Origin of the sequence: uncultured Demequina sp., from assembly GCF_913055775.1 — a bacterium.
GTDB lineage: Bacteria > Actinomycetota > Actinomycetes > Actinomycetales > Demequinaceae > Demequina.
The window spans coordinates 1-24,137 of the sequence record NZ_CAJXJX010000007.1 but is presented as its reverse complement, the minus strand read 5'-3'; the positions used below and the strand labels follow the sequence as shown (position 1 = coordinate 24,137).

Below are 24,137 nucleotides of genomic sequence, written 5' to 3'. Positions count from 1 at the left end.
CAGGCGTGCCGCGCCTCAGACCAGGTCCGCGATGGCCTGACGGTAGTCGTCGATGTCGCGAGCCTGACCCGTGGGGTTGACCACGCTCCACACCACCGCGCCCGTTCCGTCGATGAGGAACGTCCCGCGTGTGGCCAGACCCTTCTGAGGATTGAAGACGCCGTAGGCGCGGGACGCCTCGCCGTGGGGCCAGAAGTCGCTGAGCAGCTCGCCGCTGTAGTCGTGCGCATCACCCCAGGCCTTCAGGGTGTAGAGCGAGTCGCAGGAGACCACCAGCACCTCGAGAGCCCGCCCCTCGGTGAGGTCGGGGGCGTCCCGCAGGTCGATCAGCTCGTTGGTGCAGGTGTCCGAGAACGCGAACGGCACGAACACGAGGAGGACCGCGGCGCCTCGGTAGTCGCTCAGCGAGACGTGGCGCCCGTGCTGGTCAGTGAGGGTGAAGTCAGGTGCGGGCCGGCCCACCAAGGGCTCGGTCACTTGGAGCGTCCCTTCTCGACCAGCTGCGTGCACGACCATCCCTCGCCGACGACGAAGGTCGAGGTCGCGTGGAGGCCCGCAAGAGACGAGGCCTCCTCGACGTCGCCGGGCAGCACGTGACCGGTCGTCCCCGCCTTGGGTGTCAGGAGCCAGACGCCGCCGCCGTCGTCGAGCAGCGACTGGACGTCCATCAGCAGGTCGGCGAGATCATCGTCGCCGTCTCGGAACCACACGATCGCTCCGTCGGTGACGTCGCCGTAGTCCTCGTCGACGATCTCCTCGCCGGTGGCGTCCTCGACGGACGTGCGCAACGACTCATCCACATCGTCGTCGTAGCCGAACTCCTGGATGATCATGCCGTGCTCAAGTCCGAACCGGTCGAGGATCCCAGCGTCCACGGTGCTGGCACCATCCTGTGTCGCCACGGTGGCGATGCTCCCTTCGTCGGCAGTGCACGCTGACTGCGTGCTCACGTCTCACAGTAGAGCCCGGCAGCGGACGGTGGCAACGGCGCGTGATTCGCGAGTCGCGGTCGCCGCACGGGGCTGGCGTGACAATCGCGCGAGAAATGGCAAGAATGGCGGGAGCGGCGGGCACATCCGCCCCGCATCCCCCACATGTGTCGGCGCACCACCCCTGCGCCCAAGAGGAAGGTCACCGGTGGCATCACACGGCGAGGTTGACAAGGACCCGAACGAGACCGATGAGTGGCTGGAGTCGCTCGACGGTCTGATCGAGGGCAGCGGCGAGTCTCGCGCCGAGTACGTGCTGGACCGGCTGGTGGATCACGCCGCCACCAAGCAGCTCTCGGTGCCGCTGAGTCTCAACACCCCCTACGTCAACACCATCCACGTCGACGACGAGCCCGAGTTCCCCGGCGACGAGGAGATCGAGCGGCGCTATCGCGGGTGGATCCGCTGGAACGCCGCGGTCATGGTCACGCGCGCGCAGGGCGCAGGCAAGGGCGTCGGCGGTCACATCTCGTCCTACGCCTCGGTCGCGACGCTGTACGAGGTGGGCCTCAACCACTTCTTCCGCGGCAAGGACCACCCCGGCGGCGGCGACCAGGTGTACTTCCAGGGCCACGCGGCGCCCGGCGTGTACGCCCGCGGGCTCGTCGAGGGCCGCTTCACCGAGGAAGACCTGGACTCGTTCCGCCAGGAGAAGTCCGCTGCGGGCCGCGGTCTCTCGTCCTACCCGCACCCCCGACTCATGCCCGACGTGTGGGAGTTCCCGACCGTCTCGATGGGCCTCGGTCCCGCATCGGCCATCTACCAGGCCTGGACCAACCGATACCTGCACCTGCGGGGAATCAAGGACACGTCCCAGCAGCACGTGTGGGCGTTCCTGGGCGACGGCGAGATGGACGAGCCGGAGTCGCGCGGCATGCTGCAGCTCGCCGCGAACCAGAACCTCGACAACCTGACGTTCGTCGTCAACTGCAACCTCCAGCGACTCGACGGGCCGGTGCGCGGCAACGGCAAGATCATCCAGGAGCTCGAGGCGTACTTCCGCGGCGCGGGCTGGAACGTCATCAAGGTCGTGTGGGGTCGCAACTGGGACCCTCTGCTCGAGCGCGACCAGGATGGCGCTCTCGTCAACCTCATGAACACGGTCCCCGACGGCGACTTCCAGACCTTCCGCGCCGAGTCCGGCGCGTTCATCCGCGACCAGTTCTTTGGCGGCGACCCGCGTGCCAAGGAGCTCGTCAAGGACATGACCGACGACGAGATCTGGGCGCTCAAGCGCGGCGGCCACGACTACCGCAAGCTGTACGCCGCCTACCTCAAGGCGACCACGGAGGCCAACGGCAAGCCCACCGTGATCCTCGCCAAGACCATCAAGGGCTACGGCCTGGGCTCGAACTTCGCGGCGCGCAACTCGACGCACCAGATGAAGAAGCTCGCGGCCGCAGACCTCAAGGTGCTGCGCGACACCTTCGACATCCCGTTCACCGACGAGGAGCTCGAGGGCGACCCGTACAACGCGCCGTACTACCACCCCGGCATGGACGATCCCGCGATCCAGTACATGCTGAACCGCCGCAAGCAGCTGGGAGGGTTCGTCCCCGAACGACGCGACCCCGGCAAGCAGGTCGCGCTTCCGGACGAGAAGGCCTACGAGCTCCTGGCCAAGGGATCCGGCAAGCAGGAGGTCGCCACCACCATGGCGCTCGTGCGCCTGTTCAAGGACCTCGTCAAGGACAAGGAGTTCGGGCAGCGCCTGGTGCCGATCATCCCCGACGAGGCCCGCACGTTCGGTCTCGACTCGATCTTCCCGTCCGCGAAGATCTTCAACACGAACGGCCAGAACTACCTGCCTGTGGACCGCGAGCTGATGCTCAGCTACAAGGAGTCCGAGGCCGGCCAGATCATGCACACCGGCATCAACGAGGCCGGCTCCGCCGCCGCGTTCCAGGCGGTGGGCACGTCCTACGCGACTCATGGCGAGCCGCTCGTGCCGTTCTACATCTTCTACTCGATGTTCGGGTTCCAGCGCACGGGTGACCAGTTCTGGGCCGCTGGAGACCAGCTGACGCGAGGGTTCATCATCGGCGCGACCGCCGGGCGCACCACGCTCACCGGCGAGGGCCTCCAGCACGCCGACGGCCACTCTCCCCTGCTCGCCGGGACGAACACGGCGATCGTCCAGTACGACCCGGCGTTCGGCTACGAGATCCGCCACATCGTCAAGGACGGCATCCAGCGGATGTACGGGCCCGAGGACGGTCGCGACAAGAACGTCATGTACTACCTGACGGTCTACAACGAGCCCATCCAGCAGCCCGCGGAACCGGAGAACGTCGATGTCGAGGGGATCCTCAAGGGCATCTACAAGTACGCCGATGCTCCCGCCGGCGACGGCCCCGAGGCGCAGATCCTCGCGTCAGGCGTCGCGGTGCCGTGGGCACTCGAGGCGCAGGAGCTCCTCGCCGCCCACTACGGCGTGCGCGCCACGGTCTGGTCAGTCACCTCGTGGAACGAGCTCCGACGCGACGCCCTCGCCGCCGACCAGCACGCGTTCCTGCACCCGGACGAGCCGGTCCGCACGCCCTTCATCACCGAGCGCCTTCAGGGCGCCTCGGGGCCGTTCGTGGCCACCACCGACTACGACCACCTGGTCCCCGACCAGGTCCGGGCTTGGATCCCCGGCAGCTACGCGACCCTGGGTGCCGACGGCTTCGGCTTCTCGGACACGCGCGCGGCCGCCCGCCGGTACTTCAAGATCGACGGTCCGTCGACGGCCGTTCGCGTGCTGCAGCAGCTCGCGCGCGAAGGCGCGATCGAGCCGCACCTGGTCAAGGACGCTATCGAGCGCTATGACATCCACGATGTCAGCAAGGGCACGTCGGGCAACGCTGGCGGCGACGCCTAGGCGCCACCGCCACGAACGAGGGGCTCGGCAGTCGCCGAGCCCCTCGTTCTGCGTCTGGCTCGATGCCGCCGCGTCTGGCTAGATGCCGCCGCCCGGTCCGCGCGGCTGATCCGGTCCGGCCTGGTCGTCATCGGCCGCGGCGGCTTCGTCATCCGTGCCTTCCGCATCGGGCGTGTCGAGCAGGTCGCCGAGACCACGGCTGTCATCGATGGAGCGCCAGTTGTCCTGGTCGAACGAGCCGTCCGAAGCCTGCTCTCCGAGCGCCTTGTCACGCGCATCCTCATCGGCCTGGCGGTACTCCGCATACGAGGAGATTCCGTCGGTGCTCGCGGGTGCGTCTCCGGCGGCCTCGTCCTCGGACGACGTGTCCGCGGCCGCGCCTGCAGCGGCTGCTCCAGCCGCTGCGGCACCGGCTGCGGCTCCGGCACCCGCCGGCTCCGCAGTGCTCGTCTCTCCTGCGATGGCCGACGTCCCCACCATGGCGAGCGCCGCATCGGCCGCCTTGATCGAGCGGCGCACGCCGACCGCCACGATGATGATCACGATGATGATCACCACCAGCAGCGCCCACAGGGCCGCCAGCAGGATCCCGTCGAACGCGCTTGCCGGCGCGACGCGGACGTAGGCCTGCATGTCGCAGTCTCCCCCGTCGGCCGTCAGCGACCCGTGCACGTGGTACGTGCCGGTCACGACGATCCCTGTGCGGTTCTGGACAGAATCGATGTGGGGCTCGACGGCCTCGTCTCCGGCCCACTCCTGGGCCTCGCCCGAGTTCTCGTGCTCGCCGCTCCACAGAGGGATGTCGAAGCCCCCGACCACCACGTAGAGCCCCGCGTTCCAATCAGTGAGAACCGCATCCGAGCTCGAGTTCCAGGAGATCGTGTCGGTCGTGGTGACGTCGAACGGGTTCATCGCCGCGGTGTCCTCGGGTCCGATCTGAGCGGGCTCGAGTGAGGACGACGCGTCCAGATGGCAGCCATCGGACAGCGAACCGCCGCCCATGAACTCCGGGATGCCGGTCAGCGCGACGCCGCCGAGCGTCGCGGAGATGATGACGACGATGATGAACTTCGCCCGCACCAGGCTCATGCGCTGGGTCAGGATCCACCCCACGACGAAGATCGAGAGCGCGACGATGCCGAAGAGCGGCAGCCGGTCCGGTGGAAGGACACCGGTGATCCACAGGAGGGCCACCACCACGAGGCCCAGCAGCAGACCGAGCAGGGCACCCACCAGGGGCTTGGGGCGAGCGTCTGTCATCATCGACTCCTCTGTGTCACCTGGGACTCACCGTAGCGGCGCGACCCGTTCTTGGCGAGGACTGCGGGCCGGAAGGCGGCCTCGAGGCAAGCCTGGTTGGAGGCCTTGCACAATCGATCGGGGCTGAGAACCCTGAGAAGCGGATCCGGCTCGCCGGCGATTGTCGAGTCTCGACAAACCGCCCTATGCTGGCCGCCATGGCCATGACCCAGTCGCGTGCGGAGACCCTTCGCCGTCTCCGCTCGGCGACGGGCCGTCTGTCGACAGCCGCCATCACGAGCCTTGATGCCGAGTACTCGTGGTTCCGGGAACTGCCCGCCCAGGAGCGCTCGTGGGTGGGCACCGTCGCCCAGGCCGGAATCGACTCCTTCGTCGCCTGGTACGCCGACCCACAGCACAGCCACCGCAGTGCGACCGAGGTGTTCGCCGCCGCGCCACCGGAGCTCACGCGATCAGTGTCGCTCCAGCACACGCTGTCGATCGTTCGCACCGTGGTGAGAGTGGTGGAGGACAACGCGGACGGCTTCGCGTCGCCGGGATCGGAGCGCGAGGTTCGCGAGGCGATCCTCGTCTACTCGCGCGAGATCGCCTTCTCCGCAGCCGAGGTCTATGCGCGCGCCGCGGAGACCCGCGGCGCCTGGGACGCGCGGCTCGAAGCGCTCGTGGTCGACGCCCTCGTGCGCGGCGAGATCGACGAGGACCTCCCCTCGCGTGCGGCGGCGCTCGGCTGGAAGCCTGGGCCCACGCTCGCGATGGTGGGCCTGACAGATGGCACCTTGGGCGAGGTGCAGTCGGCGGAGCTCCGCCGCACCATCCGGCGTGCCGCTCCCGGCGCCCTCGTCGGCATCCACGGGGAGGACCTCATCGTGATCGCGCGCTCGGACGACGACCACCCCACGCTCGCGAGGCAGCTGCTGTCGAGCTTCGGGCCCGGACCAGTGGTCATCGGTCCTGCCGCCATCACCTTGGTGGAGGTCGCGCGATCGACCCGCGCCGCGCTGTCCGGAGTGGTCGCCGCTCCCGCGTGGTCGCTCGCCCCGCGCCCCACCGCCGCCGACGACCTGCTCCCCGAGCGTGTCCTGGTGGGCGACGCGGCCGCGCGCGAGCGCCTGATCACCATCGCCTACGACCCGATCCAGCGCGCCGGCGGTTCGCTGGGCGAGACCATCGCGACGTACCTCGACTGCGGCCGCTCGCTCGAACTCGCCGCTCGCACCATGTTCGTTCACGCGAACACCGTGCGCTACCGCCTGAAGAAGGTGGCGCAGCTCACCGGCTGGGACGTGCTGTCGACCCGCGACGCCCACGTGCTCGAGACGGCATTCGCTCTCGGTCGGCTTCGCGACTCCGCACACACCCCGTTGTAGATATCCGACAAACACGGGCGGCCGAAACCGTCACGAAAATCCGGGCCGCCCCGGCTCAGATGGGAGATGCTAGGAGCATGATCGCTGTTCTGTTTCCCGGTCAGGGAGCTCAATCCCCCGGGATGCTGGAGCCCTGGCTCGAGCTTCCCGAGGTCGCGACCGCTCTCGAGGCCTTGTCGGAAGCCACAAGCGTCGACGTCATCGCTCACGGCATGAGCTCCGATGCGGACACCATTCGCGACACGGCGATCGCCCAGCCGCTCCTGGTGGCGACGGGTCTCGCCACGGCGCGTGCGGTGCTCGGCGACTCGACCGCCGGCCTGATCGCGGGACACAGCGTCGGCGAGCTGGGAGCGGCGGCCCTCGCGGGGGTCATCGACGATGCCGCCGCCATGAGCCTCGTCACCGTGCGCTCGCAGGCGATGGCTGCGGCCGCTGCGGCGGCCGAGCCCACGTCGATGGCGGCCGTTCTCGGCGGCGTGCCGGCAGACGTCGTGGCCAGGCTCGAGGAGCTGGGCCTCACCCCCGCCAACATGAACGGTGGCGGACAGATCGTGGCCGCTGGTGCGAAGGCGGCCATCGAGGCTCTCGTCGCCCAGCCCCCGACGCGCACGCGAGCCATCGAGCTCCAGGTGGCGGGTGCCTTCCACACCGCGTACATGGCACCCGCGGTCGCGGCCCTGGCCGAGGCTGCCAGCCAGGTTGCTCCGCAGGACCCCGCCACCACGCTGCTGTCGAACGCGGACGGAGAGTCCGTGGCGACGGGCGCCGACGCCCTCGACCGCATCGTCCGGCAGGTCGCCAATCCCGTCCGCTGGGATCTGTGCCAGGAGCGTATGCTCGATCACGGCGTCACCGGGATCATCGAGGTGGCACCCGGAGGCGTCCTGACCGGACTCGCCAAGCGCTCGCTGAAGGGCGTGCCTGCCGTCGCACTCAAAACGCCCGACGACCTCCCCGCCGCCCGAGAACTCCTGGAGCAGCACGCGTGACGACCTTGAACATCCGTCGAGGAGCCGAGTTCTCCCGGATCGCCGGCCTCGGCGTCGCCCGCGGCGAGAACGCGGTCCCGAACGAGGACATCATCGAGCCGATCAACTCCTCCGATGAGTGGATCCGCAAGAGGACCGGCATCGTGCCCCGCGTGCGGGCCGACGAGGACACCTCGGTCCTCGACCTGTCGGAGCGGGCCTCGCTCATCGCGCTCGAGCAGGCAGGCGTGAGCGGTGCCGAGATCGACGCCGTGATCCTCTCCACCATCACCTATCCGCACATGACGCCGGGCGGCGCCCCGGTGCTCGCGGATCGCCTGGGCTCGACCGGAGCGGCCTTCGACATCTCCGCAGCCTGCGCGGGGTACTGCTACGGCATCGGCCAGGCCGATGCGCTCGTGCGCTCGGGCAATGCCCGGAACGTCCTCGTCGTGGGGGCGGAGAAGATGAGCGACTTCGTCGATCCCGCCGACCGATCGATCTCCTACCTGCTCGGAGATGCCGCGGGCGCCGTCGTCGTGAGCGCATCTGACACGCCCGGCATCGGCCCCACGGTGTGGGGATCGGACGGCGCAGGGTCCCAGCTCATTCGCCAGACCACGTCCTGGCTGGACGTGCGCGACGACCGCGACACCGCCTTCCCCACGCTCGTGCAGGAAGGCCCGTCCGTGTTCAAGTGGGCGTCTTTCAAGATGGCCCCTGTCGCGCGCGAGGCGATCGAGGCCGCCGGTGTCACGCCTGACGACATCAAGGCGTTCATCCCCCACCAGGCGAACATCCGCATCATCGACCAGATGGTCAAGCAGATCGGCCTGCCCGAGCACGTGAAGGTCGGCCGCGACATCGTCGACAGCGGCAACACGTCGGCGGCGTCCATCCCTCTCGCGACCGAGCGCATGCTGCGCGACGGCGACGCTGCCAGCGGCGACCTCGCGCTGCAGATCGGCTTCGGCGCGGGCCTGGTCTACGCCGCGCAGGTGGTCGTCCTGCCCTAGGCAGGCCGACCGCACTAGAGTTCCTACGTCCCTCACGAACCCCGATGCCCCGGCATCACCCAGCACAAGGAGAAGAACACATGGCAGACACCACTGAGATCCTCGCCGGCCTCGCCGAGATCGTGGCCGAGGAGACCGGCCTCGACACCGCCGAGGTCCAGCTCGACAAGTCCTTCACCGATGACCTCGACATCGACTCGCTGTCGATGATGACCATCGTCACGCTCGCCGAGGAGAAGTTCGACGTGCGCATCCCCGACGAGAAGGTCAAGGACCTCACCACCGTCGGCGACGCCGTCACCTTCATCGGCGCCGCGCAGGGCTGACGTACTCCCTCAGCTCCACCCCTTTCCACCTCGCCACTGACCTCTCCTGGAGGACCCTCATGACCACAGTCGTCGTCACCGGACTCGGCACCACCAACCCGCTCGGCGGGGACGTGCCCAGCACCTGGGAGGCCGCGCTTGCCGGGCGATCCGGCGTGCGCACCCTCGACAACGACTGGGCGGAGACCTACGGCATGGCCGTGAACTTCGCGGGGCAGTTGGCGGTGCCGGCGACGGAGGTGGTCTCGCGGCCCGAGGCCAAGCGCATGGACCCGAGCGCCCAGATGGCGATCGTGGCCACGCGCGAGGCCTGGGCCGATGCGGGCTCGCCCGAGATCGACCCCGAGCGCCTGGGCGCCGTGGTGTCGTCGGGCATCGGCGGCGTGTGGACGCTGCTGAGCGCGTGGGACACGATGAAGGAGAAGGGCGCGTCGCGCGTCCTGCCGCTCACCGTGCCGATGCTGATGCCCAACTCGCCGACGGCGTACGTCTCGCTCGAGCTCACCGCCCGCGCGGGCTCCCACTCCCCCGTGTCGGCGTGCGCGTCGGGCGCCGAGGCCATCGGGATGGGCTTCGAGATGATCCAGTCGGGCAGGGCGGACGTGGTCGTGGCAGGTGGCACTGAGGCCGCGATCCATCCGCTCCCCATCAGCGCGTTCGCAGCGATGGCGGCGCTGTCCAAGCGCAACGACGACCCCGCGGCGGCGTCGCGACCGTACGACGTCTCTCGAGACGGCTTCGTGCTGGGAGAGGGATCCGGCGTCGTCGTGCTCGAGTCCGAGGAGCACGCCCGTGCGCGCGGCGCGCACATCTACGCCAGGCTCCTGGGCGTCGGCATGACCGCAGACGGCCACCACATCGCCGCGCCGGAGCCCAACGGCACCGGCCAGACTCGGGCCATGCAGCTGAGCCTCGAGCGCGCCGGGCTCACCGCCCGCGACGTCGCTCACGTCAATGCTCACGCCACGTCGACGCCGGTGGGCGACATGATCGAGGCTCGGGGCATCAGGGGCCTCCTGGGCGACCACGCCGACCAGGTGCTGCTGAGCGCGACCAAGTCGATGACGGGGCACCTCCTCGGCGGCGCGGGCGCGCTCGAGTCCGTGTTCACCATCAAGGCGCTGGTCGAGCGCACGGCTCCCCCGACCATCAATGTCTCGGAGCCCGACCCTGAGCTGCAGGTCGACCTGGTGCGCGACGTGCCCCGGGCGCTTCCGGCAGATGGCGACCTCGCCGCGATCAACAACTCGTTCGGCTTCGGCGGCCACAACGTGGCCCTCACCTTCGCGACTGCCTGACCACCGCATCGTCCCGGCGGTCGATTCTGGTGCGCCTATGCCCTTACCCGAGCGAATCGGGCCCATTTCGCTCGCCTAAGGCGCTAGACGAGCGAGAATCGACCGCGCCGATGCGGGGCTAGATGTCCGTCGGCGTCGCCTGGTGGAAGCGCAGCCGCCAGCGACCATCGTTGACCCAGACGCTGGTGCGGTGGGTGGCGCCGCGGGTCGCGCGGCTCGGCACCGACGTGTAGCGGACCAGCGCGACGTCCTCGCACACCGCGACCGCCTCGAAGCCGCGCAAGGGCAACTCGATGTCGATCTCGACCGGCTGCAGCTCGAGCGTGTCCCCGCGCGTAAAAAGCCTCCCCGAGCGCCCCACTTCGGAGAAGTTCTCCGCCAGCACGGCCTCCATGTAGCGGCGATCGAAGCGGGTCTCCGGGCGCCACATCGCCTCCTCCATGGCCTGGAGGGTGAGGGCCTCGTCACGGTTCAGTTCCTGCATGCTGTGCGCTCCTGCTCGACTGCGGCACCGACCTCAGCGCCGGTGACCGGTCAGCCTACGCGATGCAGCCACCGCACGGGTGCGCCCGAGCCGGCGTAGCGGAAGGGCTCGAGCTCCTCGTCCCAGGCAGCGCCGAGCGCGAGGTCCATGGCCCGCTTGAACTCGGTCACCGACGCGCCGGACTCCAGCGCGGCGCGAATACGGTCCTCGGGTACGACGATGTTGCCGTGCACGTCCGTCACGGCGTGGAAGATGCCGAGCGACGGGGTGTGCGACCAGCGACCGCCGTCGGCGCCGAAGGACGGGTCCTCGGTCACCTCGTAGCGCACGTGCTCCCATCCCCGCAGGGCGGAGGCAAGACGCGCGCCGGTGCCGGGCGTGCCCTGCCAGGCCACCTCGGCGCGGAAGAGCGACGTGCCGGCGGGCTGATCGGTCCATTCGAACGAGGCGCGCGGGCCCAGCACAGACTGGGCGGCCCACTCGATGTGCGGGCACATCGCACGGGTCGCCGAATGCACGAAAAGGACACCTCGCGTGATCGCAGCCATGACCCTTCCTTCCTGTTGAGGTGCGTCTTCCCCTACGACCTCGAAGGAACCGCCCGACTGCCCGGGTGTGCCTCTATCGTGCCTCATCGCGCGCGTATGCGCCAGCGTCCTCGCCCGGCGTGTGGAAACCTGGGCGCATGACCTCCGCCGTGATGACGTCCGACCAGGTACGGGCCGCAGAGACCCGGGCGATGCGCACGGTGTCCGAACGCACGCTGATGGCACGGGCGGCCGATGCGGTGGCGGCTGAGGCGGAGGCGCTCCTCGCGCGCGAGGTGGGCAGGATACGCGGGTCCCGGGTGACGGTGCTCGCGGGCTCGGGCAGCAACGGCGGCGATGCGATGCTCGCCGGGGCTCGCCTCCACTATCGAGGCGCGGAGACCACCGTGGTGCTCGTGGGGCCCTCCGCGCACCCCGACGGTCTGGGCGAGGCGCTCGCGGCTGGCGCCGCTGTCATCGACGCCGGCGCGGACCTGGACGCTGCGCGCACTGCCGTGTCCGACGCCCATCTCGTGGTCGACGGCATCGTGGGCATTGGCGGCAGGCCCGGGCTGCGGGAGCCTGCCGCGTCCGTGGTCGCGGCGGTGTCCGCAGCCACGACCGTGCTCGCGGTCGACGTCCCCAGCGGTGTGGGCGTCGACACCGGAGCCGTCGGCGACCATCACGTGCATGCGGACGTCACCGTCACCTTCACCGTGCTCAAGCCGTGCCTCGTCGAGGACCCGGCCGCCGCATCGGCCGGCCGTGTCGTGGTCGCCGACGTGGGGGTGCCACGCCTCTAGGCGGTCACGCGACCCACCGCCTATGCGTTCTCGAGGGACTCTCGCAGCTCGCGCATCGCGCGCTTGCGGACGTCACGCGCGAGGCGATCGAGGTAGAGCTTGCCATCCAGGTGATCGCACTCGTGGTTGATGAGACGAGCCCAGATCTCCTCGCCCTCAATGACCACCTCGTTGCCGTCGAGGTCGGTGCCGACGGCCTTCGTGTAGGCAGGTCGCTCGCAGGGGTACCACAGACCGGGCACGGACAGGCAGCCCTCGTCGCCGAGCTCCTGCAGGTCCGAGGAGCGCTCGACGATCTCCGGGTTGAGGATGTAGCCGATGTCCCCATCGATGTTCCACGAGAACGCCCGCAGGCTCACGCCGATCTGGTTGGCCGCCAGGCCAGCGCGGCCCTCGTAGTCGACGGTCTCGAGCAGATCGTCGACGAGCGTGCGCACGCTCTCGTCGATGGTCGTGATGGGGTCGCACACCGTCCTGAGCACGGGGTCGCCGGTGGTCCTGATCTCGCGCATGGCCATGACAGGCATTCTCTCACGCCGGGCCAGTCCTGCATCGTCGCTGGTGGCTCCACGAACGAGGGGCGGTCGTGTGCCACTCTGGTGACGTGGCTGGGGCGACCTCGTGGACAGGCGCGCACGTGCGCGAACACTGGCCCGTGCCCGGACCCGATGACGACAAGTACTCGCGCGGAGTGGTGGGGATCGTCGCCGGCTCGGATGCCTACCCCGGCGCCGCCGCCCTCGTGGCGTCCGGCGCTGTGCGTGCCGGTGCGGGCATGGTCCGCTACGTGGGGCCTCGCCGCGCGCAGGACCTGGTGCTCGCCCACCGGCCCGAGTGCGTGATCCACGACCCAGGTGAGGCCGCAGAGCGGCTGCCGCGCGCGCAGGCGTGGATCGTGGGGCCCGGAGTCTCCGACCATCCCGAACAGGATGCGGCGATCGGCGCCGCCATGGCCTCGGGCTCTCCGCTCGTCGTGGATGCGGGCGCGTTGGAGGCCGTCGCGCGGTCGCGAGCATCGGGCTCGCGCGAGGCGCCCCCCGACCGGGTGCTGTTCACGCCGCACGCCGAAGAGCTCATGCGCACGCTCCAGGCGCTGCGTCACGACGTGAGCGTCATGGACGTCGCCGCCGATCGCGTCGCGCACGCCCGCCTCTTGGCGGAGACCGCGCGGGCCACCGTGCTGCTCAAGGGATCCCGGACCATCGTCGCGTCACCCGGCGGCGCGCTGGTCGAACTCCCCGAGGCTCCCCCGTGGCTCGCGACCGCCGGCAGCGGCGACGTCCTGGCCGGGATCGCGGGCGCGCTGCTCGCCTCCGGCATGGCCGCCGTCGACGCAGGAGCCTGCGCGTCGTGGATCCACGCGAGTGCAGCGCGCGCGGCCGTTGCGGGCGGCCCGCTGGCGGCCCTCGACATCGCCGACGCTCTCCCCCGCGCGATCACCTCCGTGCTGCGCGGCGCCTAGGCCGGGCGGCGGCCCGTCATCCCCGGGGCGTCCACGGCCCCTCGTCGAGGTCGCCGTCGTGGCGCGTCTCGCCGGCTGCAGGCGGCGTGCCGGTCGCGTCGTCCACGCCGGCATGAGCGCCCCCGACGCTGTCCTCCCGCTCCGGCTCGGCCGTGCGGTCGGTCTGCGCGTCACGGGGTGGTTGGGCGTCGCGGGCCGGTTGCGCATCGCGCGGCGGCTGAGCTTCGCGGGCCTCTAGAGCGACCCGCTCCTCCTGAGCCTGTCGCGGCTCGAGTGCCTCGCGGACGCGAGAGTGCGGCGCGCGCCTCAGGGGCTCGTCGTCGTTGCGGTCCTTGATCTTCGCGTTGCGCTGACGCTTGTGCTCGCGAACGAACGTGTCCCAGCGCTGGAGATTCGTGCGCGCGGCCGCCGTCGTGTGCTCGAAGAGATAGCGTTTGTCCGGGTTGCGGTAGCGCCGGTAGAAGGTCGAATAGGTGAACCATCCGACCACGAACGGCACCGCGAACAGCACGAGCCCAAAGAACGCCGAGCCGCCCTCGCCGCTCGACGCGAGCGTGGTCGCCACCACCTGCTCCATGGCCATCACCCCGCCGCCAGCGCCGCGAGACCGAGGGGCCAGGCGACCACCGCAGCGACCGCCGTCACCAGTGCCGCGACGGCGAACAGCCGGCCCTTGTTGACGGGGACACTGCCCATCACGTTGCCGTTGCGGCCGTTGACCGCGATGTAGTGGACCATGACGCTGCCATCATCCTGGCGCTGCGCGTAGCTGTAGAGCCACACGGGCAGGAACACCGAGGCCCAGCGGCTGCCGTGGACCTCCATGTCCTCGTGGGTCCAGCGCACGCCGCGATCGTAGGACCGGATGTCGTCGCGGATCGACTCGCGGGCCATGCCCAGGAACTGCGCATGAGCGCGCCGCGCGACGTCGTCGATGTTGAGGTCCCGCTTCTCCGCAGAGAAGTCGCCCATGTAGTTCGAGTCGAAGGCGACCATGTTCTTGACGTCGTACGGGAGGATCGCGTTGATGATGTTGTTCGTGTTCGCGCGGTTGTCGATGTTCGAGCGGGCGGCCGAGGACTCCACGATGAGGTCGTCGATGTGCAAGTCGAACTGGCGGGCGACGTCGTAGACGTTGGCGTCGTAGTACGTGGTGCTCGAGTTCTTGCTGGTCTGCACGCGGTACTTGCGCGTCTGCACCTCGCCTGCGCCCTTGAGCACCGCGGTGACGTTGCCGTCCACGGTCATGTACGGCATGTACACGCCCATGATGTTGTCTGCCTTGAACTCCGACCGGAACTTCTTGAGCGCGAAGAACTTGCGCTTGCCCGCGAACTCGGCGATGCGGGTCATCGCCTCCTGCTTCGTGATGTGGAAGGGCAGGATCCCGTCGGGGACGGCGCCGTTGGGGATCTTGTCGTTGATCGACAGGATCGAGCGGCACCAGTGGCAGCGCGCCTCGAGCGCACGGGCCGTGTCGATGACGACCTCGGAGCCGCACCCCTGGCACTTGATCGTGACGAGGTCCTGGTCGCTGGTGATGTCTGCGGCTCCCGACAGGAACGTCCGGCCATCGAGCTCGCCGATCCCGGCGCCCAGCCCGTGAGCGTCCTCGAGCCGAGAGCCCACCCACTCGTAGCGGCAGAATCCGCAGATCAGGCTCAGGGTGTTCCCCTTGCGGGACACCTCGGTCGAGCCGCACTGGGGGCAGTCGTCGTGCCCGTGGCCCTGCCCGGTCGTCGTGTCGATCTCGCGCACCGGCTCCTGCGGCTCCGGCTGCGCGGGCATGCCTGCTCCCGGCGTGTTCGGTGGCGGTGTCATGCGCTCCCCCAGCAGCGCCGCCCTAGAGGCCCAGCGCCTTTCGCTTCAGCGCGTCGAAGTCCTCCTGAGTGATGAGGCCCTCGTCCAGCATGCCCTTGGCCTCACGGATCTTGTCTGCGGCGGTGGGCTCAGCCGGTGCGGCCGCGGCTGGCGCACCGCCCTGCTGCGGGACCTGCTGCTGGCCGGGCTGATTCTGCATGAGACCGCCGAGCGCTCCGCCGGCGGCGTTCATGCCCATGCCCATGAACGCGAGCCCGTCCCCGCCGCCGGTCTCGCCCGCGGCCTGGATGCCTCGAGCTGCGGACTGGCGCAGGAAGGAGTCGCCACGGCCGCCCGACAGCGCATCGGCCTTCTGCACGTCTTCCAGGAGCTTCGCCGTGGGGGCGTCGTACTCGATGGCGAGCAGCGCCGCCGCGTGGATGGTGAGTCCGCGCTCGTCCGTCCAGTGGTAGTTCTCCTCGACCACCTCCGACAGCGACTTCGCGAAGCCCAGCGCGTCGCCCTGGATCTTCGAGATGCGGTTCCCGCGCTCGATGTCGTTCGTGTAGCGCGAGAATGCCGCCGCGAGCGAGCCGACCACCTCGTTGAAAAGCTGCTCAGAGACGGGGTTGTCCACCGCGGACAGGTCGAAGATGCCGGCGTTCTGCGAGATGTACGCGGCGGGCAGGAGCGCCTTGGTGAACAGGATGGGGTCGACGACCTTGAGCGTGTACGACCCACGCGTGACGGCGCCCGCCTGGGTGCCCAGGTAACGGTCATCCCAGTAGATGGGCCCCTGGGTGCCGAAGCGGTTGTTCGGGATCTCCTTGAGGTTCACATAGAAGGCGAGGTGCTGCACACCAGGCTGGCCGCCGTACTTGAAGCGCTCCCACGAGGACTGGACGGTCGAGGACAGGAAGCCGCCCCCGGTGAAGAGCGACTTGGCCTGCTGGTCATCATCGGAGTAGATGTAGCCACCGGCCTCGGCGACGAAGTTCGTGATGCGGCCGTCCTGGAACGTGATGAGGCCCATGCCCTCGGGCACCACGATCTTGGAGCCGTTGGTGATGATGTTCTCGGAACCACGGACGTTCGAGCCACGTCCCGCGTTCTGTCCCTTGGGGATCGCGGGGAAGACCACGGCAGTCTGGGGGACGTTGTCCGGCGGGATGAGGAAGTCGATCCACTGGTCCGCCAGGGTCCCGCTGATCGCGCCCACTGCTGCCTGAATGAAACCCATGCCTGCCCCCTGGTCGTGGTGTGTGGCGCCAGGCTATCGCACCGCGGCGACGCGCGCGCAGGCCCGAAACACCCTGATCACGGTGCGATGAGCGTGATCGACACCGCTGCGGTGTCACCTGCGGCAATGCCCTCGGCACGACGAACGGCAGCCTTGATCGGAAGGATGTACGACGCGTGCTCCTTGGAGGGGAACATCGAGGTCTTCCAGGTGCTCGCACCGATGACGACCTGGACCTTCACGGCGCCGAAGCCGCGTTCAGGACCGGTCTGCTGGGCCTCGACGTGATCGGCGACGCCCTCGGGCACCGTCACGAAGACCCACTGTGCGCCCTCGCCGTTCCAGAGCCAGAGCTGGGCGTCGAACGCGTACTCTCCCATGCGGACACCCTAGAGCCGCCGCCCGACACCGTGCAGGGCGAGCATGGCCATGCGGAAAGGTGGGCCAGGCGGGGCTCGAACCCGCGACCGACGGATTATGAGTCCGCTGCTCTGACCGGCTGAGCTACTGGCCCGGGGCCGCCGCGGAGACGGCCGCGGGCCAGTCTAGCCGCGTACGCGCGCGAGGCCGCGCTGCCCTTGGCGAGGGCAGCGTGGAGCGAGACGGCATGGTCGCTGAGGCGGGTGCGAATCGTGTAAACTCGTGGCTCGCGATCCTCCATAGCTCAATTGGCAGAGCATTCGACTGTTAATCGAAGGGTTGTTGGTTCGAGTCCAACTGGAGGAGCTCACGCAGGCCGGTCCGCAGCGCGGACCGGCCTTTCGCGTCTGCACCGTCGGCGGGTCGGCATGGCCGTCGCGCGAGGTCGTTCTCAGACCATGAGAAAAGCGCAGTGCCACAAGACCTCACCAGTCGGAATATTGCTCGGTGCGTGCTTGCACGCGAGATGCAGGACGGAGTAGTCAGCGCCCGTGACATATTGTCCGCCGGGCCCCATCATCGCGATCGCTGGCCCCACGTCATCGAGCACCCGCAACTCGGTGCCGACGTCGGCAATCGTGGGGATGTGCATGATGTGCCAGCTCACCACCCCCATGTCGTTGTCGAGGGCCAGGATCTCGCCGAGGAGGTCGGCGAGCGCGCTGCTGTACGAGCACGGCACCACTGCGTAGCCATAGGTCGAGCGCTCGGTGTTGATCGAGTCGCACGCCCGTTCGGTGGCGGTCGGTGCCGCATTCCGGGTGGGAGCTGGCTCGCCTTGCGACCCCGACGTGTCGGGTCGCTGCGCTTGCGCCGGTGCGGGTTCCGGTTCGGGTTCCGGCGATCGCGACACCGTCACTATCGGCACCGCGGGCGGTGAGACGTCGATGGCTGGCGCGCCCAACTCGCTCACCGTGTCGCCTGGAGAGGGCGAAGCGCTCAGGCCGGGCGTCGCCTGCAGCGGTTCGACGAACGCCTCGGGCGGCGCCGCGCATGCTGCAACTCCAGCGAAGACGACCATCGTTACCACTACTGCGCGCGCCCTCATGGCCCGCCATCTTGCCACGCCGCCCCACGGAGGACCAGGAGACCGCGCCGCGACGCGGAGGCTCTGGGGAGCGGCCGCAGCGTGGCGCCCGCGAGCCGCCGGATGCACGACGCGAAGGCATCGTGCCCGAACACCGTCAGACCGCCGCCTCGGCCTTCTCCTCAGTCGTGACCTTCTGCCCCGACCCGGAGATGATCCGGTGGCGGATCGCGCCGGAGATCGAGTCGACCGCGATGGTCACCAGGATGATCACGACGAGAGTGATGCCGATCTGGTCCCAGTCGCGCTTGGAGAACAACTGGCTCAGGAGCTGGCCGATGCCGCCCGCGCCGATGATGCCCAGCACCGCGGACGCGCGAATGTTGATCTCGAATCGGTAGAGCCAGAAGGCGATGACCTCAGGCAGGACCTGGGTCCAGTAGGCCCAGCGCAGAATAGCCCAGCGCGACGCGCCCGATGCCTGCGCCGCTTCGACGGGCCCCGGATCGATCCCCTCGAGCGCCTCCGCGGTGAGCTTGCCGAGCGTACCCACGGCACCCACACCGAGTGCGACCGCTCCAGCCACGGGCCCAAAGCCGAAGATCGGCAGCATGATGACGATCACGAACACCAGCTCGGGCACCGCACGGATCGCGTTGAGGATGATGCGCGTCACCTGCACCGTGACCGGCCCGGCGACGTTGCGCGCCGCGAGGAAACCCATGGGGATCGAGATCACGGCGCCCAGCATGGTTCCCACCCACGCCATGTAGACAGACTCCATCATCTTCTGGAACGCAAGAGTCCAGTACTCGCTGTACGGCTCCGAGAACGGGCTGTGGAGCAGTCCCTCGCCCATCAGCCGGAAGTAACGGGCGCCTTCGGTGAAGACCTCGGACAGCTGCCCCCACTTCGCGTCGGAGAGCGCCACCGCGCCGCCGAAGATCACGGCGAGCGCGATCCAGGCGATGGTCGCCTTGGCCTTGGACGGCTCTGCCGGGCGAGGCGTGCGACCGGCCGATGCGGTGGTCACGGCGTCGCCGCTGGTCGCCTGTGACTCGTTCCCGGCACTCACACGAACCTCCGGCGCAGGTACTGCGACAGCTGGTCGATCAGGAGCACCACCACGAAGATCGCCACGGTGATCGCGGCGACGTTCTCGTAGTTGAAGCGCGAGAACTGCACGTTGATGACTTGGCCGATGCCACCGCCGCCCGCGATGCCGATCACGACGGAGGCGCGGATGTTGAGCTCGAAGATGTACAGGCAGTACGAGAGGTAGTTGGGCAGGATCTGCGGAAGCACCGCCCACCGAGCACGCGAGAAGGTGCCGGATCCGCCGGCATCGGCGGCCTCGAGAGGCCCGGGATCCACGGCGTCGATGGTCTCCGCCGTGAGCTTGGCCGCGATGCCGATGTTGAACATGATGAGCGCCAGGATTCCCGCGAGCGAACCGACTCCCACCAGGGCGACGAAGATCAGCACGTAGGCGACATCGGGCAACGAGCGGATCACCGACAGCACGGTCTTGACCGTGCGGTACATCCACCCGGACCGGTTGGTGATGCGCGAGGCGCCGAACGCGAAGAGCAGGCCCACCAGGACACCCACTGCGGAGGCGACGATCGCGATCGCGATGGTCTCCACCCAGGCGTCCCACACGCGGAAGATGAATGACCAGTTGGGCTGGAGGAACTGGCTGATCACGACCCAGCCGTTGGAGAAGTTGCGCCACAGCGGCGCGAGAGTGAAGTCGATCTGGAGCGCGGCCCACACCGTGAATGCGGCCGCGAGCAGCAGCCCGGCGATCAGGGTCAGGGACGGCGCCGGGCGCCGTGGGCGATCGACGGCAACCGCAGGCGGTGCTTCGACGCTCATGGGGTCCCGGGAAGGGTGTCCTCTGCCGTGAGGGAACGCCCGTAGATGTCTTCGAACACGGCATCGTCCGCCTCGGCGCCGGTCCCGTCGAACACGACCTTGCCGGCGCGCATGCCGATCACGCGATCGCCGAACTTGCGCGCGAGGTCGAGGAAGTGCAGGTTGACCAGCGTGGTGATGCCCAGGTCGCGGTTGATGCGCTGCAGGTCCTTCATCACCATCTGCGCCGTGGGCGGGTCGAGCGAGGCGACCGGCTCGTCCGCAAGCATCACCTTGGGGTCCTGCGCCAGCGCACGCGCGATCGCGACGCGCTGCTGCTGACCGCCGGACAGCTGCGAGGCCCGCGTCCAGGTCTTCTCGACGATGCCCACGCGCTCGAGCGACTGGAAGGCGATCTCCTTCTCCTCCTTGGTCCACGCGCCCACGAGCGAGCGGTACGCGGGGATTCCGTGGAGCTGCCCCATGATCACGTTGTTCATGACCGAGGTGCGCTTCACGAGGTTGAAGGACTGGAAGATCATGCCCACGGAGGAGCGGATATCGCGCAGCTCGCGCTTGGACGCTCCGGCGACCTCGCGCCCGTCGATGGTGAGCGAGCCCTCGGTGATGGGCACGAGCCCGTTGATGGTGCGGATGAGGGTGGACTTGCCTGCGCCCGACAGACCCACCACGACCACGAACTGGCCGTCGGGGATCTCCAGGTCGACGCCGTCGAGGCCCACCACGCCGTTGGGGTAGCGGACCGTCACGCCTTCGAGTCTGATCATGTTCTCACTATGCCCGGTATGCGGTCGCGGTGGCCGCCCATGAGGGCGGCCACCGCGTTCAGCATGCGTTGAGGCTTACTCTCCGAAGTTCGCCTCGACCTGACGTGCCTCTTCCAGGGCGTCGAGGTCGGCGGGCTCGAGACCCTCGATCTCGTACACGGCGTCGAGGGCGGCAAGCCCATCCTCGGTGCCGGCCATGGCGAGCAGCGCGTCGGTGATGGTGGTCTGCGCCTCCTCCGACAGGCTGCCGTTGAGGACCACGCCGTCGTTCGGGATGTTGGTCGAGTACGCGAAGACCACGACCTTCTCGCCCACGTCCGGGAACTCCTCGGCGAGGTTGGTGCGGGCGTCGTTGTACGAGGTACCGACGATGAAGTCGCCGTCGTAGACCGCCTGCACCGACTGCGGGTGGCCGCCGGCGAAGTCAGCGCCGGTGAGGTCGGTCAGCGGGTCGATGCCGAGGATCGCCTCGAGCTGCGTCGACGGGTAGTAGTAGCCCGACGCCGAGCTCGGGTCCACGAACGAGATCGCGGACGACGGGTCGATCAGCGCAAGCGCGTCCTCACCCTGCGGGCCGTCGTAGCCGGTCGCGCCGTTGCAGTACGAGTAGTTGATGCCGTCCTCGTCAGCCTCGGTCGTGACGTCGTCGAGGCAGAACGTGTCGGGGTCGTTCGTGAACCACTGGGTGACGTAGCTCGACGACCCGTAGCGCACCGACTGGAGCACCGGCACCGCACCGGCCTCGTCAGCGGCCTGCACCATCGCGATCGGGCCCAGGAAGCCGATGTCGGCCTGGCCGGTCTGCAGCGCGACCACCACGGCGGCGTACGAGTCCGGGACGAAGACCTCGACGTCGATGCCGAGCTCAGCGGACAGCGCGGCGGCGAGCGACTCACCGTCCGTGGTGATCTGGTCGACCTCGTCGGAAGGCACCAGCGCGAGCGTGAGCGAGTCAGGCAGGGCGCCGCCCTCTTCCATCTCGTCGTCGGCCGCCTCAGTGGCCGACATGTCGTCCGAGGGCTCCTCGGCGGGGTCGTCGCTCGCGCAGCTCGCCAGCGTGAGCGCGGCAGCGCCCACGAGGGCGGTCACGGCCACAGACTTCATCTTGAATCGCACAGTCTCACCTTCCGGGTTCAGCAGGCCGGCGCCGGATGGCGTCGGCAGACGCCGCGGCATCGCGGCCTTCTGCCGAACCTAACGGGTTTCCGCCGCGTCTCGCGCGCCGAACGCAAGATTTTTCATGCCGGTAACAGGGAGTTCACGAGATCGTTGCCATTTCGAGACGGGCGCCGCACGGATGCGTCCGCCCGTCGGCGAAGCTCCGGTGCCGGTCGAGCCGGGTCCGTCACCCCTCGCGGAGCTGGCGCCGCTCCGTCTCGAGACCGATCATCGCGGTGAAAGCCTCGCGCGCGGCGTCGGTGCCTTCGCCTGCACGCTGCATCCGTCCACGTAGATCGGCGATACGGCGGGTCAGGCTCAGGTCCATCACCCGTGCGAGCACGGTGCCCGCCCAGTGGCCGATGGTCTCGGGCTTGTCGTGCGGGAGAGGCGTGACCGAGAGCTCGGAGATCACGCTCGCAAGCGTGTCTCCCGCCTGCTCGGCGACGTCGTTCGCCCAGTCGGCCCCCGCATCGGCCGGACGTCCTGTCGCCATCACGGCCTCGAACACGGCCCGGTACTGCGGAACCGTGTAGGCCTCGGGGCCGAGGGACGCGAGCACGGACCGACCCGTCGGATCGGACGCCACCTCGCGCGGCACCTGCAAGAGCACACCAAGGGACAGTGCCTCCGCGCGGACCACGGGGTCGCGGCGGTCGACGCGAGCGGGACCCTCGACAGCTGTGGGGATCGCGCCGGTGGCAGGAGCGGGCTCACCCGGCGCCGCCGGACGCGAGCGCGCGGCCTCCGTCACGGCACGGGTGACGGCGCTCACCTCCATACCGAGCCACCCCGCGAGGCGGCGCGCGTACTCGGGCTGCAGCGCGCGATCCTTGATCCCTGCCACCACGGGTGCGGCGGCTCGCAGGGCCGCCACGCGCCCCTCAGCGGTCTCGAGATCGTGAGAGCCCAGCGATGCCCGGATCACGAACTCGAACAGCGGCACACGCCGCCCCATGAGCTCGGTGACGGCTGCGTCGCCGCCCGCCTGACGCAGATCGCACGGATCCTTGCCGTCAGGGTCGACGGCCACAAACGTCTGCGCGAGGAACTGCTGATCGAGCTGGAAGGACTTGAGCGCGGCGTTCTGGCCGGCCTCGTCGCCGTCGAACGTGAAGACCACCTTCGCGCCCGTCTCCCCCACCTTGGTCTGCGGGCCGCCGGTGTCGCCCATGAGGCGGCGCACCACCTTGACGTGGTCAGCTCCGAACGCGGTGCCGCACGTCGCGACGGCGTTCGTGACGCCCGCGAGGTGGCACGCCATGACGTCGGTGTAGCCCTCGACCACCACCGTGGTCCGCTCACCGCGGATCGACTGCTTCGCGAGGTCCAGGCCGTAGAGCACCTGTGCCTTCTTGTAGAGCGCGGTCTCAGGGGTGTTGAGGTACTTCGGGCCCTGGTCGTCCTCGTGAAGCCTCCGCGCACCGAAGCCGATCACCTCGCCAGTGACGTCCCTGATGGGCCACACCAGGCGTCCGCGGAAACGGTCGTAGACGCCCTTGGCGCCGTCGGACACGAGCCCGGACGCCCGCAGCTCCTCGATCGTGAAGCCGCTGCGCTGCAGGTGCTCGGTGAGGTGCGACCACCCCTGCGGGGCGTAGCCCACACCGAACGTCTCGGCGGCCTCGCGGTCGAAGCCGCGCTCGCGCAGGAAGTCCCGGCCGATGCGAGCTTCAGGGCTGGCGAGCTGCTCGGCATAGTAGGCGGCGGCGATGCGGTGGGCCTCGAGCAGGCGCTTGCGCTGGCCCGCCGTGCCCTCGCGCCGGGACCCACCGCCGGCCTCGTAGCGCAGCGTGACACCCGCGCGCTCGGCCAGGTACTCGACGGCCTCCGCGAACGGCAGGCCGTCCATGCGCATGACGAATTCGATGACGTCGCCGCCCTCGCCGCACCCGAAGCAGTGCCAGCGACCGGCCGCCGGGCGCACGTTGAAGGACGGCGATCTCTCGTCGTGGAACGGGCACAGACCCTTGAGGGAGCCCACGCCCGCGCTCTTGAGCGCGACATGCTGCCCGATGATCTCCTCGATCGGCGCGCGCTCGCGCACCGCCGCGATGTCGTCGCGGTTGATCGTGCCTGCCACGGCATCACCCTACTCGCGCGTGAGCGCCTCACTCGCGCGGCATCGCCCGTGCCCGGCCACCGCATCGGCACACCCGCGTCGGCCTATTGCGAACACGGCACCGAGTGTCCCCGCCGGTCGGTACCCTGGTACGGAACTTTCGATGAAAGGAACACCTGTGAGAGTCGATGCCTTCCTCGCCGATTCGGCGGAGGTCGTCCAGGGCAAGATCTACGCGCTGGGCGGCGGCTGGAACACCATCTACGTCCGGCAGTTCCCGGCCGCGCACCGCCGCCTGGCCGTCGCGTCGACCGTGCACGTGCCGTTCACCGCGACCAACGTGTCGCACCAGTTCGAGCTCAAGCTGCTGACGGAGGACGGCAAGGACTACCCCATCGGCGTGCGCGCCGATGCCGACG

General features: G+C 69.2%; 25 protein-coding genes and 2 tRNA genes. 10 read left to right on the top strand and 17 right to left on the bottom strand.

Annotated features, from left to right (window positions below; translation table 11 throughout):
- Positions 1 to 15: 15 nt before the first annotated feature.
- Together QZ483_RS01475 and QZ483_RS01470 are read right to left on the bottom strand one after the other, a co-directional pair.
- Positions 16 to 477, bottom strand: a complete 462-nt coding sequence (locus QZ483_RS01475) for a peroxiredoxin (RefSeq protein WP_297081210.1) — start codon at positions 475 to 477, stop codon at positions 16 to 18.
- Positions 474 to 902, bottom strand: a complete 429-nt coding sequence (locus tag QZ483_RS01470) for a DUF3052 domain-containing protein (RefSeq protein ID WP_297081209.1) — start codon at positions 900 to 902, stop codon at positions 474 to 476. Before QZ483_RS01470 ends, QZ483_RS01475 begins: the two co-directional genes overlap by 4 nt.
- Before the next feature lie 235 nt (positions 903 to 1,137).
- Between QZ483_RS01470 and aceE the strand changes: the two genes are divergently transcribed.
- Complete coding sequence (gene aceE, locus QZ483_RS01465) at positions 1,138 to 3,852, top strand: pyruvate dehydrogenase (acetyl-transferring), homodimeric type (protein WP_297081208.1); 2,715 nt, start codon at positions 1,138 to 1,140, stop codon at positions 3,850 to 3,852.
- Positions 3,853 to 3,930: 78 nt separating this feature from the next.
- Here the strand turns inward: aceE and QZ483_RS01460 are convergent, their stop codons facing one another.
- Entirely contained in the window at positions 3,931 to 5,112 is a 1,182-nt protein-coding gene (locus QZ483_RS01460; RefSeq protein WP_297081207.1) for a hypothetical protein, read from the bottom strand.
- Between the two features lie 197 nt (positions 5,113 to 5,309).
- On the opposite strand from QZ483_RS01460, the gene QZ483_RS01455 reads away from it, so the two are divergent.
- The 5 genes from QZ483_RS01455 to QZ483_RS01435 all read left to right on the top strand — a co-directional run bounded on the left by QZ483_RS01455 (position 5,310) and on the right by QZ483_RS01435 (position 10,090).
- On the top strand, positions 5,310 to 6,479 hold the full coding sequence (locus tag QZ483_RS01455) for a CdaR family transcriptional regulator (protein ID WP_297081206.1): 1,170 nt from the start codon (positions 5,310 to 5,312) through the stop codon (positions 6,477 to 6,479).
- A 77-nt stretch (positions 6,480 to 6,556) separates the two neighbouring features.
- On the top strand, positions 6,557 to 7,471 hold the full coding sequence (locus QZ483_RS01450) for an ACP S-malonyltransferase (RefSeq protein WP_297081205.1): 915 nt from the start codon (positions 6,557 to 6,559) through the stop codon (positions 7,469 to 7,471).
- Positions 7,468 to 8,466 carry a beta-ketoacyl-ACP synthase III gene (locus QZ483_RS01445; protein WP_297081204.1) on the top strand — a complete coding sequence of 333 codons (999 nt, stop codon included), beginning with the start codon at positions 7,468 to 7,470 and terminating at the stop codon, positions 8,464 to 8,466. Before QZ483_RS01450 ends, QZ483_RS01445 begins: the two co-directional genes overlap by 4 nt.
- 80 nt (positions 8,467 to 8,546) lie before the next feature.
- Positions 8,547 to 8,792 carry an acyl carrier protein gene (locus QZ483_RS01440; RefSeq protein ID WP_297081203.1) on the top strand — a complete coding sequence of 82 codons (246 nt, stop codon included), beginning with the start codon at positions 8,547 to 8,549 and terminating at the stop codon, positions 8,790 to 8,792.
- 59 nt (positions 8,793 to 8,851) lie between these two features.
- Positions 8,852 to 10,090, top strand: coding sequence for a beta-ketoacyl synthase (locus QZ483_RS01435; RefSeq protein ID WP_297081202.1), 1,239 nt, complete (start codon positions 8,852 to 8,854; stop codon positions 10,088 to 10,090).
- A gap of 118 nt (positions 10,091 to 10,208) precedes the next feature.
- On the opposite strand, the gene QZ483_RS01430 is transcribed toward QZ483_RS01435, so the two are convergent.
- Both QZ483_RS01430 and QZ483_RS01425 read right to left on the bottom strand, forming a co-directional pair.
- A complete protein-coding gene (locus QZ483_RS01430) occupies positions 10,209 to 10,574 on the bottom strand; it encodes a nuclear transport factor 2 family protein (RefSeq protein ID WP_297081201.1) in 366 nt (121 codons plus the stop codon).
- A gap of 50 nt (positions 10,575 to 10,624) precedes the next feature.
- Positions 10,625 to 11,122 (bottom strand): DUF3145 domain-containing protein, encoded by a 498-nt coding sequence (locus QZ483_RS01425; RefSeq protein WP_297081200.1) that lies wholly within the window; start codon positions 11,120 to 11,122, stop codon positions 10,625 to 10,627.
- 137 nt (positions 11,123 to 11,259) lie between these two features.
- On the opposite strand from QZ483_RS01425, the gene QZ483_RS01420 reads away from it, so the two are divergent.
- Entirely contained in the window at positions 11,260 to 11,904 is a 645-nt protein-coding gene (locus tag QZ483_RS01420; protein WP_297081199.1) for an NAD(P)H-hydrate epimerase, read from the top strand.
- Between the two features lie 20 nt (positions 11,905 to 11,924).
- On the opposite strand, the gene def is transcribed toward QZ483_RS01420, so the two are convergent.
- Positions 11,925 to 12,422 (bottom strand): peptide deformylase, encoded by a 498-nt coding sequence (def, locus tag QZ483_RS01415; protein WP_297081198.1) that lies wholly within the window; start codon positions 12,420 to 12,422, stop codon positions 11,925 to 11,927.
- Positions 12,423 to 12,490: 68 nt separating this feature from the next.
- Here def and QZ483_RS01410 point away from each other — a divergent pair, with 68 nt between their 5' ends.
- Entirely contained in the window at positions 12,491 to 13,366 is an 876-nt protein-coding gene (locus QZ483_RS01410; RefSeq protein WP_367117076.1) for an NAD(P)H-hydrate dehydratase, read from the top strand.
- A 16-nt stretch (positions 13,367 to 13,382) separates the two neighbouring features.
- On the opposite strand, the gene QZ483_RS01405 is transcribed toward QZ483_RS01410, so the two are convergent.
- The 5 genes from QZ483_RS01405 to QZ483_RS01385 form a co-directional block, all read right to left on the bottom strand.
- Entirely contained in the window at positions 13,383 to 13,943 is a 561-nt protein-coding gene (locus tag QZ483_RS01405) for a hypothetical protein (protein WP_297081197.1), read from the bottom strand.
- A gap of 5 nt (positions 13,944 to 13,948) precedes the next feature.
- The gene (locus QZ483_RS01400; RefSeq protein WP_297081196.1) at positions 13,949 to 15,154 is read right to left on the bottom strand and encodes a TFIIB-type zinc ribbon-containing protein; all 1,206 of its coding nucleotides are present in this window, start codon (positions 15,152 to 15,154) and stop codon (positions 13,949 to 13,951) included.
- Between the two features lie 55 nt (positions 15,155 to 15,209).
- A complete protein-coding gene (locus QZ483_RS01395) occupies positions 15,210 to 16,406 on the bottom strand; it encodes an SPFH domain-containing protein (RefSeq protein WP_297081195.1) in 1,197 nt (398 codons plus the stop codon).
- A 77-nt stretch (positions 16,407 to 16,483) separates the two neighbouring features.
- Positions 16,484 to 16,786 (bottom strand): DUF1905 domain-containing protein, encoded by a 303-nt coding sequence (locus QZ483_RS01390; protein ID WP_297081194.1) that lies wholly within the window; start codon positions 16,784 to 16,786, stop codon positions 16,484 to 16,486.
- A gap of 60 nt (positions 16,787 to 16,846) precedes the next feature.
- Positions 16,847 to 16,920 (bottom strand) — tRNA-Ile (locus QZ483_RS01385).
- 139 nt (positions 16,921 to 17,059) lie between these two features.
- On the opposite strand from QZ483_RS01385, the gene QZ483_RS01380 reads away from it, so the two are divergent.
- A tRNA-Asn gene (locus QZ483_RS01380) sits at positions 17,060 to 17,132 on the top strand.
- A gap of 85 nt (positions 17,133 to 17,217) precedes the next feature.
- Here the strand turns inward: QZ483_RS01380 and QZ483_RS01375 are convergent.
- The 6 genes from QZ483_RS01375 to dnaG all read right to left on the bottom strand — a co-directional run bounded on the left by QZ483_RS01375 (position 17,218) and on the right by dnaG (position 23,739).
- Entirely contained in the window at positions 17,218 to 17,847 is a 630-nt protein-coding gene (locus QZ483_RS01375; protein ID WP_297081193.1) for a hypothetical protein, read from the bottom strand.
- A gap of 163 nt (positions 17,848 to 18,010) precedes the next feature.
- Positions 18,011 to 18,928, bottom strand: coding sequence for a phosphonate ABC transporter, permease protein PhnE (phnE, locus tag QZ483_RS01370; RefSeq protein WP_297081192.1), 918 nt, complete (start codon positions 18,926 to 18,928; stop codon positions 18,011 to 18,013).
- Positions 18,925 to 19,731, bottom strand: a complete 807-nt coding sequence (gene phnE / locus QZ483_RS01365; RefSeq protein WP_297081191.1) for a phosphonate ABC transporter, permease protein PhnE — start codon at positions 19,729 to 19,731, stop codon at positions 18,925 to 18,927. Before phnE (QZ483_RS01365) ends, phnE (QZ483_RS01370) begins: the two co-directional genes overlap by 4 nt.
- Positions 19,728 to 20,498, bottom strand: a complete 771-nt coding sequence (phnC, locus tag QZ483_RS01360; RefSeq protein ID WP_297081190.1) for a phosphonate ABC transporter ATP-binding protein — start codon at positions 20,496 to 20,498, stop codon at positions 19,728 to 19,730. Before phnC ends, phnE (QZ483_RS01365) begins: the two co-directional genes overlap by 4 nt.
- 75 nt (positions 20,499 to 20,573) lie before the next feature.
- Complete coding sequence (phnD, locus tag QZ483_RS01355) at positions 20,574 to 21,587, bottom strand: phosphate/phosphite/phosphonate ABC transporter substrate-binding protein (RefSeq protein ID WP_297081189.1); 1,014 nt, start codon at positions 21,585 to 21,587, stop codon at positions 20,574 to 20,576.
- 256 nt (positions 21,588 to 21,843) lie between these two features.
- Positions 21,844 to 23,739: a DNA primase gene (dnaG, locus tag QZ483_RS01350; protein ID WP_297081188.1), complete on the bottom strand. Its 1,896-nt coding sequence runs from the start codon at positions 23,737 to 23,739 to the stop codon at positions 21,844 to 21,846.
- A gap of 157 nt (positions 23,740 to 23,896) precedes the next feature.
- Between dnaG and QZ483_RS01345 the strand changes: the two genes are divergently transcribed.
- A partial coding sequence (locus QZ483_RS01345; RefSeq protein WP_297081187.1) for a DUF6941 family protein occupies positions 23,897 to 24,137 on the top strand: 241 nt, incomplete at its 3' end.

Bases quoted from the DNA above. Each gene is read 5' to 3' on its own strand.
- QZ483_RS01460 (WP_297081207.1), bottom strand. From the start codon at position 5,112: ATGACAGACGCTCGCCCCAAGCCCCTGGTGGGTGCCCTGCTCGGTCTG.
- QZ483_RS01455 (WP_297081206.1), top strand. From the start codon at position 5,310: ATGGCCATGACCCAGTCGCGTGCGGAGACCCTTCGCCGTCTCCGCTCG.
- QZ483_RS01450 (WP_297081205.1), top strand. From the start codon at position 6,557: ATGATCGCTGTTCTGTTTCCCGGTCAGGGAGCTCAATCCCCCGGGATG.
- QZ483_RS01440 (WP_297081203.1), top strand. From the start codon at position 8,547: ATGGCAGACACCACTGAGATCCTCGCCGGCCTCGCCGAGATCGTGGCC.
- QZ483_RS01435 (WP_297081202.1), top strand. From the start codon at position 8,852: ATGACCACAGTCGTCGTCACCGGACTCGGCACCACCAACCCGCTCGGC.
- QZ483_RS01430 (WP_297081201.1), bottom strand. From the start codon at position 10,574: ATGCAGGAACTGAACCGTGACGAGGCCCTCACCCTCCAGGCCATGGAG.
- QZ483_RS01425 (WP_297081200.1), bottom strand. From the start codon at position 11,122: ATGGCTGCGATCACGCGAGGTGTCCTTTTCGTGCATTCGGCGACCCGT.
- QZ483_RS01420 (WP_297081199.1), top strand. From the start codon at position 11,260: ATGACCTCCGCCGTGATGACGTCCGACCAGGTACGGGCCGCAGAGACC.
- def (WP_297081198.1), bottom strand. From the start codon at position 12,422: ATGGCCATGCGCGAGATCAGGACCACCGGCGACCCCGTGCTCAGGACG.
- QZ483_RS01405 (WP_297081197.1), bottom strand. From the start codon at position 13,943: ATGGAGCAGGTGGTGGCGACCACGCTCGCGTCGAGCGGCGAGGGCGGC.
- QZ483_RS01400 (WP_297081196.1), bottom strand. From the start codon at position 15,154: ATGCCCGCGCAGCCGGAGCCGCAGGAGCCGGTGCGCGAGATCGACACG.
- QZ483_RS01395 (WP_297081195.1), bottom strand. From the start codon at position 16,406: ATGGGTTTCATTCAGGCAGCAGTGGGCGCGATCAGCGGGACCCTGGCG.
- QZ483_RS01390 (WP_297081194.1), bottom strand. From the start codon at position 16,786: ATGGGAGAGTACGCGTTCGACGCCCAGCTCTGGCTCTGGAACGGCGAG.
- QZ483_RS01375 (WP_297081193.1), bottom strand. From the start codon at position 17,847: ATGGTCGTCTTCGCTGGAGTTGCAGCATGCGCGGCGCCGCCCGAGGCG.
- phnE (WP_297081191.1), bottom strand. From the start codon at position 19,731: ATGAGCGTCGAAGCACCGCCTGCGGTTGCCGTCGATCGCCCACGGCGC.
- phnC (WP_297081190.1), bottom strand. From the start codon at position 20,498: ATGATCAGACTCGAAGGCGTGACGGTCCGCTACCCCAACGGCGTGGTG.